The sequence below is a fragment of the Kitasatospora sp. NBC_00458 genome, assembly GCF_036013975.1.
GTDB lineage: Bacteria > Actinomycetota > Actinomycetes > Streptomycetales > Streptomycetaceae > Kitasatospora.
In genome coordinates this window covers 6,095,948-6,111,495 of the sequence record NZ_CP107904.1, presented here as the reverse complement: position 1 = coordinate 6,111,495, position 15,548 = coordinate 6,095,948, and the positions used below count along the sequence as shown (strand labels likewise).

Sequence of the window (15,548 nt, the reverse complement as noted above, 5' to 3'; positions counted from 1 at the left end):
CTGCCGCTCCGGGGCACGGCGCTGCTCCGGGGTGAACGGACCCCGTTCGGGACGCCCGCGGTGGTCGTGTCACCGACCGCCGGCGCCCGGCTCCCAGCTGTAGAAGCACCGGGCGACCGCGTCCTGCGGGGAGCGCCAGGTGGCCAGGTACGGGGAGATGAACGGGGTGAGCCGTTCGCTGACGCGGGAGAACTCCGGGTGCCGGCGGGCGGCCTCGACCGCCGCCTGGCCCGGGTCGTCGGTCTCCAGCAGGTGGACGTAGGTGTCGCCGAGCAGGTACAGCGAGCGGTGGGTGACGCCGGCGATCTGCGGGAGTTCGGTCTCGTCCGACTCGCCGAAGATGCGGGCGACGTCGCCCTCCGATCCGGGCACCATCCGGGCGATGATCAGTGAGCGGTGCATGCGGGCTCCCCTCGGGGTGCGGTGGGCGCGGGCTGGTGGACTCAGTGCTGCGGGCGGCCGACCGGCTGGATGGCACCGATGTCGAGCAGGATGCGGGGCACGTTGTCGCCGATCCACGACTCGACGACCCGGCCGCCGACGATCCGGTGGCAGGACATCTCGTGCACGGTGACCGGCTTGCCGGTCGCCGGGATGTCGAACAGCTGCCCCTGGTGGGTGCCGCGGGTGGTGAACCGGGCGTAGACCCGGTCGCCGTCGCCGGCCACGTCCTCGACCGTCACGTGGACGTCGGGGAAGGCGTTGCGCCAGAGCAGCACGGCCTGGCGGAACGAGTCCGGGCCGGGGGGCATCGGGGGCAGGCCCGGCGCGTGCACCACGTAGTCCTCGGCGAAGCGGTCGCCGATCGTGGACAGGTCGCCGTCGTTGAAGGCCCGCTCGGTCAGGTCACGGATGAGGGCCTTGTTGGCCTCGACCGTGGTCTCGGTGGACGAGGTCATGACACTCCTTTGCTCGAAGGACGGCCCGGCGGCCCGAGGCCGTGGGACGCGTCCGGGTGGGCGGAAAGCCGGTCATCGGAGCCGGTCACCGCACGGCGGTCATCGGAAGCGGTCGTCGCGGGCCGGGCCGCAGGGGCGCCGGCGGCGGACCGGGCGGGTCAGAGCAGGGCGGCGAGGGTGAAGCAGACCGCCGCGCCGATCGCGCCCATGGTCCGGGTCTCGTGCGCCAGGTGCCAGCGGCGGCGCTTGCCGCGCCAGGCGGCGTCGCTGTCCTGGACCGGGCTCCAGCGCTCGATCTGGCGCCAAATCGGGCGGTTGACGCCCTCGGAGGCGACCGCGACGGTCGCCATGCCGACGGTGCCGGCCGCGTACAGCGCCTTGGCCACCTTGCTCTCGGAGCGGACGGCCTTGGTGGCGCCGACGGCGGCGGTGGCGATGCCGTTCCAGAAGGCGATGGGGTGGAACACGTGCATGTCGATGAGCTGGCACGTGTTGACGTACCGGTCGTAGGGCAGGGAGTTCAGCATCGGCAGGATGGAGGTCTTCATGATCCACAAAGTGCCGAGCTGAACGCTGGAGGACGTCACCAGCCAGACGTTCGCATTGTCCTGCATGTCGATTCCTCGAATCGATCCTGAGATCACGGGACGTCCGCCGAGAGTTCGGCGAACCGGGGCGGGGTCGCTCGATGCGGTGGCACGGGACCCCGGGGGCCGGGGCATCTCGGCCCCCGGGGCGGCCCCGCCGGCTCATCCTTGCCGCCGGGTGGTCCCAGTGTCAGGAGGCATCCGTCTCCACCGGGCTGGGACGTCGCCCGGGCGCCCACGGACCGCGTCCCGGCCGTTCCGGGCCGGTTGCCCAGCCGCTTCGTTGCACCAACCGGCCGCACTGGAGGCCGTGTTGACGCGCACGCCGGACGCACCCTACGGTGCGAGCGGGCACTCACTCACTCGATTGCCCGGGCCCGCGAACCACCCCGTCGAGCCGATCGGCCGGCGGACATCCCAGGAGGTGCCGAGCCGATGACGATCGATGTGCACGGCCACATCACGTCGCCCGAACTCTTCCGCCGGTTCCCCATGCCGCCGAGCCTCGCCGATGTCGACGGCATGGTGGAGCTCAAGGCGGCGGCCGGGATCACCACGTCCCTGGTCGGCAGTCCCGTCGGTGCGGGCACCATGGTGCGCACACCGGGACTGGACAACTACCGCCAGCCGCTCGACACCCTGGAGCGGTTCCACGACTGGCTCGGCGAACAGGTCCGGGCCCGGCCCGGCGCGCTGCGCGGGTACGTCTACACCAACCCGCTGGGCTCCGACGCCGAGCTGGCGGCCACCGCCAAGCGGCTCGAACAGCCCGAGTTCGTCGGGCTGATGGTCAACTCCAGCATCGCCGGGCGGTTCCTCGACGTCCCGCAGGCCGACGCCTTCTTCGCGATGGCCGCGCAGTACCGGACGCCGGTCATGCTGCACCCGCCGGCCGAACCGGCCGGCGCCGGGGAGCTGGACGACCTGCGGCTGATCGAGCAGATCGCCCGGCCCTGCGACGTCACGCTGGGGACGGCGGCGGTGCTCTTCGCCGGCTGGCTGGAGAAGTACCCCGACCTGCGGATCGTCGCCCCGGTCTGCGGCGGCGGACTGCCCCTGCTGCTGGAGCGGCTGGAGCTGGCCCGGCGGATGCCGGTCACCTTCGGGCGGCCGGGTCCGGGCGGTCCCCCGCCCGGCGCCGGCGGGCCGCCCGCCGGTGTCGCCGGGCCCCCGGCGGGCGGTCCCGGTGCCGCGGGCCGCCCCGGCGGGCCGGGCGGTCCCGGCGGAGCGGGGACGGGCGGGCCGGGCGGGCCGGGTGCGGCGGCCCCGGCCGGTCCCCCCGTCCCGCCGCTCGCCGGGGTGCTCAGCCGGGTGTACGTCGACACGGCGACCCCGAGCCTGCGCGCCATCGCCGCCGCGGTCGACGCCTTCGGGGTCGGCAACGTCATGTTCGGCACCGACTCGCCGCCGATGAGCGCACCGCTGGACGCCTCGCTCGCCCGGCTCGACGGACTCGGCCTGGACGCCGCCGCGGTCGCCCGGATCCGGCACGGCAACGCCGCCGGGCTGTTCGGCCTGGCGCCCGCCGCACCGGACCGCGGCTGAACCCGGCACCCCCGGGCGGACTCGGGTAGCACCGAGCCCGGACCCACCCGAACCCGCCGGCGCCGCAACACCCCCGGCTCCACGCCGGGAGTCCCCGCGGCGGCCCCGGTCCCGCACGGAGGACCGGCCCGCCGCGCGGTCGGACCCACGCCGGCACCACGCAGCAGGAACCACACCAACGAGCGACAGGGAGGTGCTGTCATGACGGCAGCCGCACCGACCGAACCGCCGGGCCCGCCCGCCGGACGACCGGGCGGCGGACCGCCCCCGGGCTTCGCGGGCCCACCCGGCGGACGCCCCGGCGGACCGCCACCGGGGGCCTTCGGCCCGCCCGGCGGCGCACCGCCCCAGCCCGCCCCCGAACGGGTCCCCGCCGACCGGCAGTTCACCGGCAGCCGGGTCCTGGTGGTCGGCGGCTACGGCAGCATCGGTGCCGCCGTCGCCGAGGACCTGGCCGCCCAGGGCGCCCGGGTGGCCGTCGCCGGCCGCTCGCTGAAGAAGGCCGAGGAGACCGCCGAACGGCTGGCCCCGTGGGCCACCCGCGGCGGCACGGTCGTCGCACACGCCGTGGACGTCGCCGACCGCGCCGACGTGGACCGGCTGGTGGACGCCGTGGTCGCCGACTGGGGCGGCATCGACGTCCTGGTCAACTGCGCCAGCGCGCTGGTCACGGTCTCCGCCGAGACCATCTCCGAGGAGGACTGGCGCACCATCGTCGACACCAACCTGCTGGGCGCCTTCTGGCTCTCCCAGGCGGTCGGCCGGGCGATGATCGCCTCCGGCGGCGGCCGGATCGTCCACCTCTCGTCCGTGCGCGGCAAGTTCGGCGCCCGGCGCGGCTTCAGCGCGTACGGCGCCAGCAAGGCGGGCCTGGACCTCCTGGTCAAGCAGCTGGCCGCGGAGTGGGGCCGGCACCGGATCTCGGTGAACGCGGTCGCCCCCGGCTTCGTGCGCACCGAGTTCGTCCAGGAGAACGCGCAGAACCCGGAGTTCATGCGGATGGTGATCGGCCGGATCCCGCTGGGCCGCACCGCCGAACTGCACGAGGTCGCGGACGCCGTGACCTTCCTCGCCTCACCGAGGGCCGGATTCATCACCGGCCAGGTGCTGTACGTGGACGGCGGCGTCACCGCCAGCCAGTGACGGCACCACCTCCCCACCCCGACGGGCCGAGCCCGGCCCCGAACCGTCAGGAGACGACATGAGCACGTGGCACGCGCTGTACTACCCGCTGCTCGCGGGCAGCGAGGAGACCGTCAAGGAGCTGTTCCGCAAGAGCGGCCGCCCCGAGTTCGACGTCCGCACCCCGGACGGCACCATCGTCGGCAAGCTGCTCGGCACCCAGGCCTTCGTCGGCAAGGAGCTGGCGGTCCGGGTCATCGAGATCGAGGGCCCGCTCCCGCTGGTGGCCGCGCACATGAGCCAGCAGCCGGCCGTCCGCGAGTTCGAGCGGGAGCTGGAGAACCACCTGGCCGTCCCCCGCGACATGACCAGCCGGGAGGGCGCGCAGGCCTTCTTCCGGCTGGCCTCGATGGAGAACGTGCTCTCCCGCCGCCACGACCAGCCCCTCGAAGGGGAATGAGATGAAGATCGGAATCGGACTTCCGACCTCACTGGCCGGCACCGCGGGCGAGGACGTGGTCGGCTGGGCGGTGCGCGCCGAGGAGGCCGGGTTCTCCACGCTCGGCACCATCGACCGTCTGCTGCACACCAGTTGGGAACCGCTCACCACGCTGGCCGCGGCCGCCGCGGTCACCGGGCGGATCGGTCTGGCGACCAGCATCCTGATCTCGCCGCTGCGTTCCAACACCGCGCTGCTGGCCAAGCAGGCGGCCACCGTGGACCGGCTCTCCGGCGGGCGCCTCACCCTCGGACTGGCGGTCGGCTCGCGCCCGGACGACTTCGAGGCCGGCCAGGTCGAGAAGACCGGCCGGGGCGCCCGCACCGGCACCCAGGTGACCGAGCTGCGCCGGCACTGGGCCGACGCCCAGGCCGGCCGGGAGCCGTCCGTCGGACCGGCGCCGGTCCGGCGGAACGGACCGGAGCTGATCCTCGGCGGCCACTCGCCGGCGGCGCTGCGCCGGGCGGCCCGGCTCGGCGACGGCTGGATCGGCGGCGGCACCGGCCCGGTGATGTTCGCCCAGGGCGCGCAGTCGCTGCGCGAACTGTGGGCCGAGGAGGGCCGGGAGGGCTCGCCCCGGCTGGTGGCGCTGGCGTACTTCGCGCTGGGCGAGGACGCCACCAAGCACACCGAGGGCTACCTGCGGTCCTACTACCGGGACGCCGGCCCGTTCGTCGAGCACATCCTGCGGGGCGCCGCCGACTCGGTGGGCAAGCTGCGCGGGATCGTCGGCAAGTACACCGAGGCGGGCTGTGACGAGCTGCTGCTGATGCCGTGCTCCCGGGACCTGGACCAGGTCACGGCCGCGGCCGCGGTGCTGGGGCTCCTGGGCTGACCACGGTACGGCGGGGAGGGGCGGGCGGCCACGGGCCGCCCGCCCCTCCCCCGTTGCCCGCCGACACCCGCCGGGGCGGCGCGGGCTCCACGGCACGGCCGGCACCGGAGAGGCCCCGGGGCACGGCCCGGGGCAGCGCCGGGGCTGGGCCGGGGCAGGGCCGGGGCAGGGCCGGGGCAGGGCGCGGGCCACGGCCGGGAGCGAGACGCGGGACAGGGCCCGGACCACGGCGCCGGAGGCGGCGCAGGACACACCGCACCGGACGCGGCGAGGTCCGCCGCCCGGCGCTGCTCGCCGGGCGACGGACCGTTCCGGGGAGGCCGCCAAGGCCCCGCCGGGTGCTACGCGGGCGCCGGAGCCAGCGTCCGCCAGAGCTGCCGGACGAAGGCCTCCGCCTCGCGCAGCGCCTCGTGGTCGGCCGAGGGCGCGGCGAACACGCCCCCGTACGCGGCCAGGTAGCAGGCGCCGAGCAGGAGCTGTGCCGCGGCCACCGGGTCGGCGTCCCGGCTGACCACGTCCACGCGCTGGGCCCGGCGCAGGTAGTCGGCCAGCAGTTCGGAGGCCCGGTGCGGACCGGCGTTGTTGGCCCGCATCCACTCCCGGTGCCGGTCGAGCAGCTTGGGCTCGGCGAAGACCGAGAGCAGCATCGGCATCGACTCCCGGTAGAAGGCGAGCGCCTCCTCGGCCACCTGCTGGAGGGTCGCGCGGACCTCCCCCTCGGTGCCGATCTCCTCGGGCAGGGCCCGCAGCACGGGCAGCAGACCGGGGAGCCGCTCGGCCAGCACGGCCAGGAAGACGTCCTCCTTGCTGCGGAAGTGCCGGTAGATGGTGCCCTCCGAGCAGCCCGCCACCTCGGCGATCTCCTTGGTGGTGCACCGGGCCAGGCCGAGGTCCCGGATCACCCGCTCGGCGGCGTCGACGATCTGCTCGCGCATACTCATGAAGGCTCCGAAGGGACGGGTGCGGCCGGGTGCGCCCCGGTCCGCGACTGCGGAGTGGTTCCCGAAGGATAGCGTGTAGGTGAGCGCCCGCTCACCGTTTCGGGCCGGTACGCGACCGGCTCCTGCGTGCACGGCGCCGGCCCTGCCGCCCGGGTGGACGGCAGGGCCGGCACGGCACTGTCGAGGCTCGGCACCGCTCAGCGGGGCGGCCCGGCGGGGCCGCCCAGCCCGGGCGGCGGCCCGACCAGCTGCACGCCGAGCGGCTCCAGCGCGCCCAGCAGGCGGGCGAAGTCCGGCGGGCCCTGCAGCGGCGGGGGGAGTTCGAGGCTGGTGGCCGGCTCGCCGGTCTGGAAGAACCACTCCTCGAAGCCGGCCGGCGTGCCGAGCACCAGGAACCGGGTGCCCTCGGTCTCCACCCGGTACTGGTGGGCGATGCCGCGCGGCGCGAACACGGTGGCCCCCGGGCCGACCTTGTGCTCGTCGTCGCCGATCCGCAGCACCATCTCGCCCTCCTGGACGATGAAGAACTCGTCCTCGCGGGTGTGCAGGTGGACGGGCGAGGCGTAACCCGCCGGGGAGAGCTGCTCGGCGAGCCAGAACTGGCCGTTGGTCTCGGCCCCGGTCGCCTTGAACTTCAGCAGGGCACCCACGTGCCAGATGGCGCGGCCCTCGTCGGGCTGCTTGACGAACGGTTGGGACGTCACTCGGTTCCTCCTCGGTCGGCGGTCCCGCTGGCGGGAACGCACGGAAACGGTGCGGAAACTGATGGAGCGTCGGATCGGACGGAGCGTCAGGCGGCGGCCCTGGCGGCACTGGTGGCCAGCACGGCGGCCACCACCTGGTCCGGACCGGGCGCGAAGGCGTCCTCCAGCTCGGGGCTGAAGGGCACCGGCGCGTGCGGTCCGGTGACCATCCTGACCGGTCCGCGCAGCGCCGCGAAACGGTCCTGCGCGACCTGCGCGGCGATGTCGGTGGCCAGACTGCAGCGCGGGTGCGCCTCGTCGACCACGACCAGGTGGCCGGTCTTCTCGACGCTGGCGTAGATGGTCGAGGTGTCCAGCGGCGAGAGCGTCCGGGGGTCGATCACCTCGACCTCGACGCCCTCCGCGGCCAGCCGCTCGGCGGCGGTGAGCGCCACCGAGACCATCCGGCCGACCGCGACCACGGTGCAGTCCGCGCCCTCGCGGACCACCTTGGCCGAGCCGAACGGGATCGCGTACGGCTCCTCGGGGACGGGGCCGGGCGTGAAGTAGAGCATCTTGTGCTCCAGGAAGAGCACCGGGTCGTCGTCCACCAGGGCCTGTGCCATCAGGCCCTTGGCGTCGTACGCGTTGGACGGCGCGACCACCTTGATGCCGGGCAGGTGGACGAAGAGCGGGTGCAGCGCCTGCGAGTGCTGGGCGCCCCGGCGCATGCCGGTACCCCACATCGCCCGCAGCACCAGCGGCACGGAGACCTTGCCGCCGGACATGTAGCGCAACTTGGCCGCCTGGTTGGCGATCTGGTCGAAACAGACGGTCGCGAAGTCGACGAAGAGCAGGTCGACCACCGGGCGCAGACCGGTCGCCGCGGCGCCGACCGCGGCGCCGACGAAGGCCGCCTCGGTGATCGGCATGTCGAGCACGCGGTCCGGGAACTCGACGTGCAGGCCCTTGGTCGGGCCCCAGGCGTTGGTGCTGTCCTCGCCCATCAGGACCACGGAGCGGTCGAAGCGCATCTGCTGCGCGAGCGCCTCCCCGATGGCCTGCTGGTAGGTGATGGTACGCACGTGACTCTCTCCTCCGGAGGTGGTCCCGACCGGCCGGCGCCGGTCGGCGGGCGGACTCGTCCAAGGCCGTGCGCGCCCGGGGAGGGGCGCGTCGAAGGCCGCGCGCGTCAGCGGGTGTAGACGTCGGTGAGCAGGCCGGCCAGGTCCACCGCGAGCGGCTCCGCGGCGGCCGCGACGGCGGCCTCCACGAGGGCGGTGGCGTCCCGGTCGATCCGGTCGAGCTCGAAGGCGGCGGGCCCGGGCACGGTGCCCTCGGCGATCCGGGAGCGGAGCAGCAGCAGCGGGTCGGAGTCGGCGCGGAGCCGGTCCGGGTCGGCGCTCGGGCGGTAGGACTGGTCGTCCCAGAGCTCCATGTGGCCGTGGAACCGCTCGGCCCGGAACTCCAGGACGGTCGGTCCCTCGCCGGCCCGGGCGCGCTCGACCGCCTCCGCGGTGGCGGCGTGCACGGCGATCACGTCGTAGCCGTCGACCACCGCACCGGGGATGCCGAAGCCGGCCGCGCGCTGGGCCATGTCGGTGCCGGAGAAGTGCCGGTCGGCGGGGGTGGCCTGGGCGTAGCCGTTGTTCTCGACGGCGAACACCACGGGCAGGTCGAGCATGCGGGCGAGCACCAGGCTCTCCAGCACCGCGCCCTGGTTGGCCCCGCCGTCGCCGGTGAAGGCCACCGCGACCTGCCCGGTGCCCTGCTGACGGGCCGTCAGGGCAGCGCCGCAGGCGAGCGGGACGCCGCCGCCGGCCAGCCCGTTGGCGCCGAGCATGCCGCGGTCGAAGTCGGCGATGTGCATCGAGCCGCCCTTGCCGGCGCAGAGGCCGTCGGACCGCCCGTGCAGTTCCTTCATCATCGCCTCGACGTCGCAGCCCTTGGCGATCGCGTGGCCGTGACCGCGGTGGGTGCTGGCCAGGTAGTCGTCGGGGGCGAGGGCCGCGCAGACGCCCGCCGCGACGGCCTCCTGCCCGCTGTAGAGGTGGACCGCGCCGGGGAGGTTCTTCGCCAGTCCGTGCAGGCGGTCCTCGAAGGCTCGGATCGTGCTCATGGTCCGGTAGATCTCGATGATCTGATCGACCGTCAGACTCGTGGTGCGGGATGTGCCCATGGGGTCGCCTCCTCGGCTCTCCGGGGACGGCCGGCGAGGCGCCGTGCGACCCGGTCGCCGGCCGCGCTCTTGGCCCGACTCCCATGAGGGTAAGTGCTCACTCACATGGGTGCAACCAAGTGTCCGAATCCGCCACGGCGCCATACACCGTGCCCCCCGCCTACCCTTGCGCCCCGTGCAACAGCCCGCCTAAGGTCTTGTCCCGGGTGGATTGGGATCACGGCATAGAACGCGCGACGGACCGTTTGTGCGGGTTCGCCGTGCCGGTTTGCGCACATGCCCGAGGAATTCCTTTTCCCCGCGCCAGGAAACGCCCGTGCACTGTGGGTTCGACGCGAGCGACGGGGGGATTTCAGGAACCATGCTGGATCAGATAGCCAAAACCTCCGGCGGGGAAGACCGAAGACCAACCAGCCTGGCCATGGACGGCGTGGCGACACTCGCTACGCGCGGTGAACGGAACACGTCCGACCGGATCGGACGACTGGTGGGCGCCCTCCTCGGACTGGTCACCGGCCAGGGCGCGGCCGGCCTGCCACCGGCCCCGGAACGGCGCGACGGCCGGCCCGCGGACTCCGCACCCCCGCCCCCGCCCGGCCCCTTCACCCTGCCCTGGCTGAACCAGGCCCTGTCCCACCCGCGCCGCCGGCCGGCCGGGGCCGGGGCCGACGAGCCGGAGCCCGCCTGTCCGGCCGAGGCCGCCCGACTCGACGAACGCCGACGGGTCCGCCGTGAGCTGCACGACTCGCTCGCCCCCCGGCTCGCCGCCCTGCACATGCGGATGGAGCTCGCCGGCCTCTCGCTGACCGGCGACGCCGACCAGGCCCCGGCCCTCCTGGCCCAGGCCAGGGAGGACGTCAGCACCGCCATCGCCGACGTCCGGCAGGTGATCCGCGACCTCGACACCTCCGAGTCCCGGACCACGCCGAGCCCCGGCACACTGCGCCAGTTCCTGCACCGGCAGGTCCGCGCCTTCGAGGAGGCCGGGGCCGGACGGCTCCGTTTCGTCACCGAGCTGCCGGCCGTCGTCGACGATTTCCCGGCCCGCGTCCAGAACGAATTGAAGAACATCTCCGGCGAGGCCGTCGCCAATGTCGCACGGCATGCCCAGGCGACCGTCTGCCGGATCTCGGCGTCCATCGGCCGGAACGGTCTCGATCTCTCGATCGAGGACGATGGAGTGGGTATTTCCAGTGGCGCCGTCGGCGGAATCGGACTTCCGTCCATGTGCGTCCGCACCAGGGAACTCGGCGGGGATTTCTCGGTCGAGACCAGGGCCCCGCACGGCACGGTGATCCGCGTGCGGCTGCCGCACTCGGTGCTCACCGCGGATGCGAACCGGAACGGCTGACCCGCGCGTCCCCGCCCTTCCCTCCCGGCCCGCCCGTGCGGCGGAGTCCGTGCCCGACCGACCCGTACCACCCCCGGATCTCCCCCTGCGTTCCCCGCATCCCGCCCTCTCCTCCTAGGAGCCCCCATGGACCCGGTCGCGCCCCGAAACCTCCGCATCCTCGTCGTGGACGACCATGAGCTGTTCCGGGCTGGTTTACGCCAACTCCTGGACCGGATCGACTCCCTGACCGTCGTCGGCGAGGCGTCCAGCGGCGCCGACGTGCTCTCCGCGGTCGAGCGGCTCGCCCCTGACGTCGTCCTGATGGACATCAGCATGCCGGGCACCGACGGCATCGAGGCGACCCGCACCCTGCTCGCCCGCCACCCCCGGGTCGCGGTGGTGATGCTGACCGCCGACGACAACGACGACTCCATCGTCGCGGCGGTCCGGGCGGGCGCCCGCGGCTACCTGGTCAAGGGCGCCGGCCTGGACGACGTCCGCCGGGCCATCACCGCCGTCAGCCAGGGCGGGGCGCTGTTCGGCCCGGAGGCCGCCGCCCACCTGCTGGCCCAGGTCCGGCGGCCCGCCCCGGAGCGCGAGCCGTTCCCCGACCTCACCCCCCGGGAGATGGCCGTCCTGACCATGCTGGCGGACGGCCGCAACAACTCCTACATCGCGAACGAGTTCGGGCTGTCGATGAAGACGGTGCGCAACTACCTCTCGCGGATCTTCAGCAAGCTGCAGGTCACCGACCGCGCCGAGGCGGCGGTCCGGGCCCGGCGGGCCGGACTCGGCAGCTAGGGCCTCCCCGGACCCCTCCCGCGGCCCGGCCCGGACGCACCCCGGGGCGGGGCGGACCGGGCGGGACGGGCGGGGGACCGGACGGCGCGGTCCCGGGCGGACCGGGCCGCCGTCACCTCTCCAGCAGCTGCGCCCAGAGTTCGGCCTCGTCCCGGCTCAGCGGGGCGGCCGCCGCGACGGTCCGCTCCGGGTGCCACTCCGGCACGCCGGGCGGGGGCAGTGCCGGCTCGGGCCGGCGCGCACCCGGCAGTGCGGAGGGCGAGGTCAGCGGGGCCATCGCCAGCCCGAGCCAGATCATCCCGTCGGCCAGGTAGCGGCCGGCCCGCCGCGCCCACCGGCGCAGCAGGAGACGGCGGTGGGCACGGCGCAGAGCGGATCGCATCGGAAGGCCTCCGGCAGGACGGCAGCGGGGGAAGCGGTGCTACCGCAATCCTGGTGACCTGCCGTCCCACCGTCATGGGGCGGGAATCCCCATCGCGCTGGGAAAGTTTCCTGGCCCCGTCCCGGCCCGCTACGCCCGGGCCGGGACCAGGACGATCTTCCCGCCGACCGCCGCGCTCTCCATCGCGCGGTGCGCGTCGGCCGCCTCGTCGAGCGGCATGGTGCGCCCCACCCGCGGGCTGACCAGCCCCTTCTGCAGCAGTTCCAGGACAGTCGCGAGGTCCTGCTGGTACGCCGCCGGCTGGGACTTCTCCAGGCTCCAGGCGTTGTAGAACATGGTCCGCCTGCCGTCCGGGAGCAGCTTGGGCAGCACGATGCCGCCCAGGAAGCCCTGGGCGCCGACCAGCAGGTCCGGCTTGCCCCCGCGCAGCGCGGCGTTCTGGCCGTAGCCGACCATCACCCCGCCGCGCCGGACCGCCTGGTAGGAGCGGAGGAAGTGCCGTCCGCCGACCGGGTCGAAGACCGCGTCGACCGCTCCGCCGGGCAGGCCGCGGACCACCCGGAGGAAGTCCTCGGTGTCCCGGTCGATCGGGTTCCCGCCGAGCCGCCGCACCTGGTCGGCGCGGGCGCCCGAGACGGTGCCGTGGACGGTGACCTCGGCGAGCGCCGCGAGTTCCAGGAAGGCGGTGCCGACGCCGCCGGACGCGCCGTGCACCAGGACCGTCCCGCCCCGCCGGACCCGGGCGACGCGGTGCAGCATCTGCTGCGCGATGAAGTAGTTGAGCGCGAGCGCGGAGGCCTCGACCGGGTCGACCCCCTCGGGCAGCGGGACCAGGCGGTTGGCGGGCACGATCGCGTACTCCGCGTAACCGCCGCTTCGCACCAGTGCGACCACCCGCTGTCCGACCGCGGGGGCCCGGGTGCCGGGGCCCACCTGGTCGACCTCGCCCACCAGGTCGTACCCGGGGGTGAAGGGGCGCTTCGGCCCGCCGGGGATCACCCCGGCGCGTAGCAGAATGTCACCGTAGGAGACTCCGGCGGCGAGCACCCGGACCCTGACCTGGCCCACGGCCGGGGCCGGGAGTTCGTCGCTGGACAGCCGTAGGACCTCGGCTCCGCCGAGCCTCGGCACACTCACGTGGCGGTACCTCATCGTGGCCTCCGCAGTGGAGAGACGTCATGTTGGAGTGGCGCTGGTCCTCCGCAGGGGCGGCCGGTCACGGGAGCCGGCCGCTGCCGGGCCGTTCCCTGCCCCCGTATTTTTATATAGACTGAGTGTACAATGAATGTGATAGCACCCGCCTCAGGAGACGTCAACAGCCCATGAGCCCACGCCAGTACCGAGCCGGCCAACGCCAGGCAGCCGCCGAGCAGACCCGCACCCGCATTCTGGAAGCGGCCTGCGAGCTGCTCACCGGGGAGAAGGGCCCGGCCTCGTTCAGCATGGACGCCGTCGCCAAGACCGCCGGAGTGGCGCGGATGACCGTCTACTACCAGTTCGATTCGAAGACCGGCCTCCTGGAGGCACTCTTCGACGACCTGGCGCTGCGCGGCGGAATGGACAGAATGCCCGCGGCCTTCATGCGGCCCAGCGGACGGGAGGCGCTCTCCGCGATCCTCGACGTCCTCAGCGGCTTCTACGGCTCCGGGCGGATCGCCCTGCGCCGGCTCCGCGGCCTGGGAATCCTCGACCCGGAGCTGGACACCGCGCTGCAGAGCCGCGGCGAGCGGCGGCGCGGCGGCCTCCAGGTGGTCCTCGGCCGGCTGCTCGCCGACCGGGACGCCGAGGTCGGCGAGGCCGAACTGGAGGAACTGGTCGAGCTGTTGTTCATGCTCACCAGCTTCGAGACCTTCGACCTGCTGGCCGGCCCCGAGGGTGACACCCCGGCGGTGGCCCGCCGGATCGAGGAGCTGATTCTCGCCGTTCTCGACCGCCGGCTCGCGTCCGCCTGACGGCGGGCCGGCGCCCCAGGCGCCCCGGGCCCCGTCACCCGTCCCGCGCGCACCGGTGCCCGCCGCCCGGCGACCCCCCTCCGGTCGCCGAACGGCGGCCGGCGGCGCGGCGGCCTTCCTCCCCAGGACGCCGCCGCGCCGCCTTCCCTTTTCCTCACGAGCCCCGCGGCCCGCTCGGTCGCGACCGGTCCGCCGCGCCTCCCGGCGCCGCGCTACCCGCCGCTCTCCCCCGGCCGGGGCGACCGGGCCTCGGAGCACCACCTACGAGGTGCCGGGCCGCCGCCGTACCGGAGCAGTCGGACCGGCCGGCGGTTCCCCACCGGCCGGTTTGTCGGTGGATTTTCAGACAGCCTCGACCCCGTCGGCCTCGTAGGCCGCGGTGCGGCGCGGACGCTGCCTGGGCAGGATCACACTGGCCGCGATCAGCCAGATCAGACCACCGAAGCGGCCGATCGGCAGGAAGAACCCGAGGCTGGTCGAGAGCAGCGCCAGGGTGCCCAGCACGCCGATCCCGGCGAGCACCAGGCCGGTCCAGGCGAAGCCCTTCGGGCCGAAGCCCAGCAGCAGCATCGGGACGGCGACCCCGGCCAGCATCACGCCGAACGGGACGACGTGCCCGGGGCCGCCGAAGGCGAAGAGGATGTCGGTCAGCGATCGGACCAGCGGCGCGTCGCCGAGGCCGCCGGCCCGCGAGGCGGCCCAGACGGTGAGGCCGCAGGTCGCCATCGAGACCGCCGAGAGCACACCGGCGACCAGGGCGATACCGGGGCCCGGGGCGGTCACGCCGAGCTTGCGCAGTCGCTGGTAGGCGATCGCGGCCCAGACGGCGAGCGGGAGCGAGGCGCCGAACTGCAGCGTCCCGGCTACCCGGGCGGCGGTCTCGTGGTCACGGTAGTAGGCGAGGGTGTCGGCCGCCGAGTCGGTGGGCAGCGGGGTCTGCCGGGACAGCACGATGGACACCACCATCAGCGCCGCGAACGCCACGGCGGGCAGCAGCAAGGGGGGGCCTGACTGCTGGCGCCGGGCGGCAGCGGCCGGTGCCGCGGATGTCGTGGTCATGATGGGCGCTCCAGTCGAGAACGGGTCGATGGCCGGCGCCGGGCAGGATCGCCGCCGGTAGTTCCGACTTTAGAATAGTTCACCTAGGGACATCATTGTCCACTGCTATCGTGTTTCCATGACCGAAACTCCCGACCGCGCCCCGTCGCTCCACCGCGGCCAGCAGGGAGCACAAGTAGCTTTTCTTCTCTCACAGTTGGGTGAACACGCGGCTCAGGCCTTCGCCCAGCGGGTGGCCGAGCTCGACCTCACCCCCGCCCAGGCCGGCCTGCTCAGGTCCGTCGCGCTCTCCCCCGGCCTGCACCAGCAGGAACTCGCGCGGCGGCTGGGGATGTCACCCAGTCGGTTCGTCGCCTTCATTGACGCCATCGAGGAACGCGGGCTGGTCGAGCGCCGGCGCAACCCCAAGGACCGCCGCTTCCAGGACCTCTACCTCGCGCCGAAGGGCGAGGAGGTGATGCGCGGACTGGCCGAGGCGGCCCTCGCGCACGAGGAGGCCATCTGCACCGGCCTCGCCCCCGAGGAGCGCGTCGTCCTCGCCGACCTGCTGCGCCGGGTCGCCGAGGCGCAGCACCTCACGGCCGGGGTGCACCCCGGGTACCGGCGGCTCAACCCCAAGCGCGACCACGTCTGAGCGGCGCCGGCCCGGCGGCCCGGGGCCCGCAGCGCGAACGGGCCCCGGCACGAACGCCCCCGCAGTACGAACCGGCACGCGGCCCGCAGCACGAACC

General features: G+C 74.2%; 18 protein-coding genes. 8 read left to right on the top strand and 10 right to left on the bottom strand.

What is annotated here, in order from left to right; all coding sequences use genetic code 11:
• Positions 1-69: 69 nt before the first annotated feature.
• The 3 genes from OG550_RS25485 to OG550_RS25475 form a co-directional block, all read right to left on the bottom strand.
• Positions 70-402, bottom strand: coding sequence for a TcmI family type II polyketide cyclase (locus OG550_RS25485; RefSeq protein ID WP_327681279.1), 333 nt, complete (start codon positions 400-402; stop codon positions 70-72).
• A 41-nt stretch (positions 403-443) separates the two neighbouring features.
• Positions 444-899, bottom strand: coding sequence for an ester cyclase (locus tag OG550_RS25480; RefSeq protein ID WP_327681278.1), 456 nt, complete (start codon positions 897-899; stop codon positions 444-446).
• A 158-nt stretch (positions 900-1,057) separates the two neighbouring features.
• Complete coding sequence (locus OG550_RS25475; RefSeq protein WP_327681276.1) at positions 1,058-1,513, bottom strand: hypothetical protein; 456 nt, start codon at positions 1,511-1,513, stop codon at positions 1,058-1,060.
• A 408-nt stretch (positions 1,514-1,921) separates the two neighbouring features.
• Between OG550_RS25475 and OG550_RS25470 the strand changes: the two genes are divergently transcribed.
• The 4 genes from OG550_RS25470 (at position 1,922) to OG550_RS25455 (ending at position 5,487) form a co-directional block, all read left to right on the top strand.
• On the top strand, positions 1,922-3,031 hold the full coding sequence (locus tag OG550_RS25470; RefSeq protein ID WP_327681274.1) for an amidohydrolase family protein: 1,110 nt from the start codon (positions 1,922-1,924) through the stop codon (positions 3,029-3,031).
• A gap of 201 nt (positions 3,032-3,232) precedes the next feature.
• Positions 3,233-4,174, top strand: a complete 942-nt coding sequence (locus OG550_RS25465; protein ID WP_327681272.1) for an SDR family NAD(P)-dependent oxidoreductase — start codon at positions 3,233-3,235, stop codon at positions 4,172-4,174.
• Positions 4,175-4,232: 58 nt separating this feature from the next.
• Positions 4,233-4,613: a SchA/CurD-like domain-containing protein gene (locus OG550_RS25460; protein WP_327681270.1), complete on the top strand. Its 381-nt coding sequence runs from the start codon at positions 4,233-4,235 to the stop codon at positions 4,611-4,613.
• A 1-nt stretch (position 4,614) separates the two neighbouring features.
• On the top strand, positions 4,615-5,487 hold the full coding sequence (locus OG550_RS25455; protein WP_327681269.1) for an LLM class flavin-dependent oxidoreductase: 873 nt from the start codon (positions 4,615-4,617) through the stop codon (positions 5,485-5,487).
• Between the two features lie 341 nt (positions 5,488-5,828).
• On the opposite strand, the gene OG550_RS25450 is transcribed toward OG550_RS25455, so the two are convergent.
• From OG550_RS25450 to OG550_RS25435, 4 genes are all read right to left on the bottom strand, one after another.
• Complete coding sequence (locus OG550_RS25450; protein ID WP_327681267.1) at positions 5,829-6,428, bottom strand: TetR/AcrR family transcriptional regulator; 600 nt, start codon at positions 6,426-6,428, stop codon at positions 5,829-5,831.
• A 197-nt stretch (positions 6,429-6,625) separates the two neighbouring features.
• Positions 6,626-7,132 carry a quercetin 2,3-dioxygenase gene (locus OG550_RS25445; RefSeq protein WP_327681265.1) on the bottom strand — a complete coding sequence of 169 codons (507 nt, stop codon included), beginning with the start codon at positions 7,130-7,132 and terminating at the stop codon, positions 6,626-6,628.
• Between the two features lie 86 nt (positions 7,133-7,218).
• Complete coding sequence (locus OG550_RS25440) at positions 7,219-8,196, bottom strand: alpha-ketoacid dehydrogenase subunit beta (protein WP_327681263.1); 978 nt, start codon at positions 8,194-8,196, stop codon at positions 7,219-7,221.
• A gap of 107 nt (positions 8,197-8,303) precedes the next feature.
• Positions 8,304-9,290 carry a thiamine pyrophosphate-dependent dehydrogenase E1 component subunit alpha gene (locus OG550_RS25435; RefSeq protein WP_327681261.1) on the bottom strand — a complete coding sequence of 329 codons (987 nt, stop codon included), beginning with the start codon at positions 9,288-9,290 and terminating at the stop codon, positions 8,304-8,306.
• 430 nt (positions 9,291-9,720) lie between these two features.
• Between OG550_RS25435 and OG550_RS25430 the strand changes: the two genes are divergently transcribed.
• Both OG550_RS25430 and OG550_RS25425 read left to right on the top strand, forming a co-directional pair.
• A complete protein-coding gene (locus OG550_RS25430; protein ID WP_327681260.1) occupies positions 9,721-10,641 on the top strand; it encodes a sensor histidine kinase in 921 nt (306 codons plus the stop codon).
• A 126-nt stretch (positions 10,642-10,767) separates the two neighbouring features.
• The gene (locus OG550_RS25425; protein WP_327681258.1) at positions 10,768-11,424 is read left to right on the top strand and encodes a response regulator transcription factor; all 657 of its coding nucleotides are present in this window, start codon (positions 10,768-10,770) and stop codon (positions 11,422-11,424) included.
• A 112-nt stretch (positions 11,425-11,536) separates the two neighbouring features.
• Here the strand turns inward: OG550_RS25425 and OG550_RS25420 are convergent, their stop codons facing one another.
• Both OG550_RS25420 and OG550_RS25415 read right to left on the bottom strand, forming a co-directional pair.
• Positions 11,537-11,806, bottom strand: a complete 270-nt coding sequence (locus tag OG550_RS25420; RefSeq protein WP_327681256.1) for a hypothetical protein — start codon at positions 11,804-11,806, stop codon at positions 11,537-11,539.
• A 129-nt stretch (positions 11,807-11,935) separates the two neighbouring features.
• Positions 11,936-12,958: a medium chain dehydrogenase/reductase family protein gene (locus tag OG550_RS25415; protein ID WP_327681254.1), complete on the bottom strand. Its 1,023-nt coding sequence runs from the start codon at positions 12,956-12,958 to the stop codon at positions 11,936-11,938.
• 170 nt (positions 12,959-13,128) lie between these two features.
• Here OG550_RS25415 and OG550_RS25410 point away from each other — a divergent pair, with 170 nt between their 5' ends.
• The gene (locus tag OG550_RS25410) at positions 13,129-13,758 is read left to right on the top strand and encodes a TetR/AcrR family transcriptional regulator (RefSeq protein ID WP_327681252.1); all 630 of its coding nucleotides are present in this window, start codon (positions 13,129-13,131) and stop codon (positions 13,756-13,758) included.
• Between the two features lie 342 nt (positions 13,759-14,100).
• Here the strand turns inward: OG550_RS25410 and OG550_RS25405 are convergent, their stop codons facing one another.
• Positions 14,101-14,817, bottom strand: coding sequence for a DUF4386 domain-containing protein (locus tag OG550_RS25405; protein WP_327681250.1), 717 nt, complete (start codon positions 14,815-14,817; stop codon positions 14,101-14,103).
• Between the two features lie 118 nt (positions 14,818-14,935).
• Between OG550_RS25405 and OG550_RS25400 the strand changes: the two genes are divergently transcribed.
• On the top strand, positions 14,936-15,451 hold the full coding sequence (locus tag OG550_RS25400; protein ID WP_327681248.1) for a MarR family winged helix-turn-helix transcriptional regulator: 516 nt from the start codon (positions 14,936-14,938) through the stop codon (positions 15,449-15,451).
• The last annotated feature ends 97 nt before the right edge of the window (positions 15,452-15,548 follow it).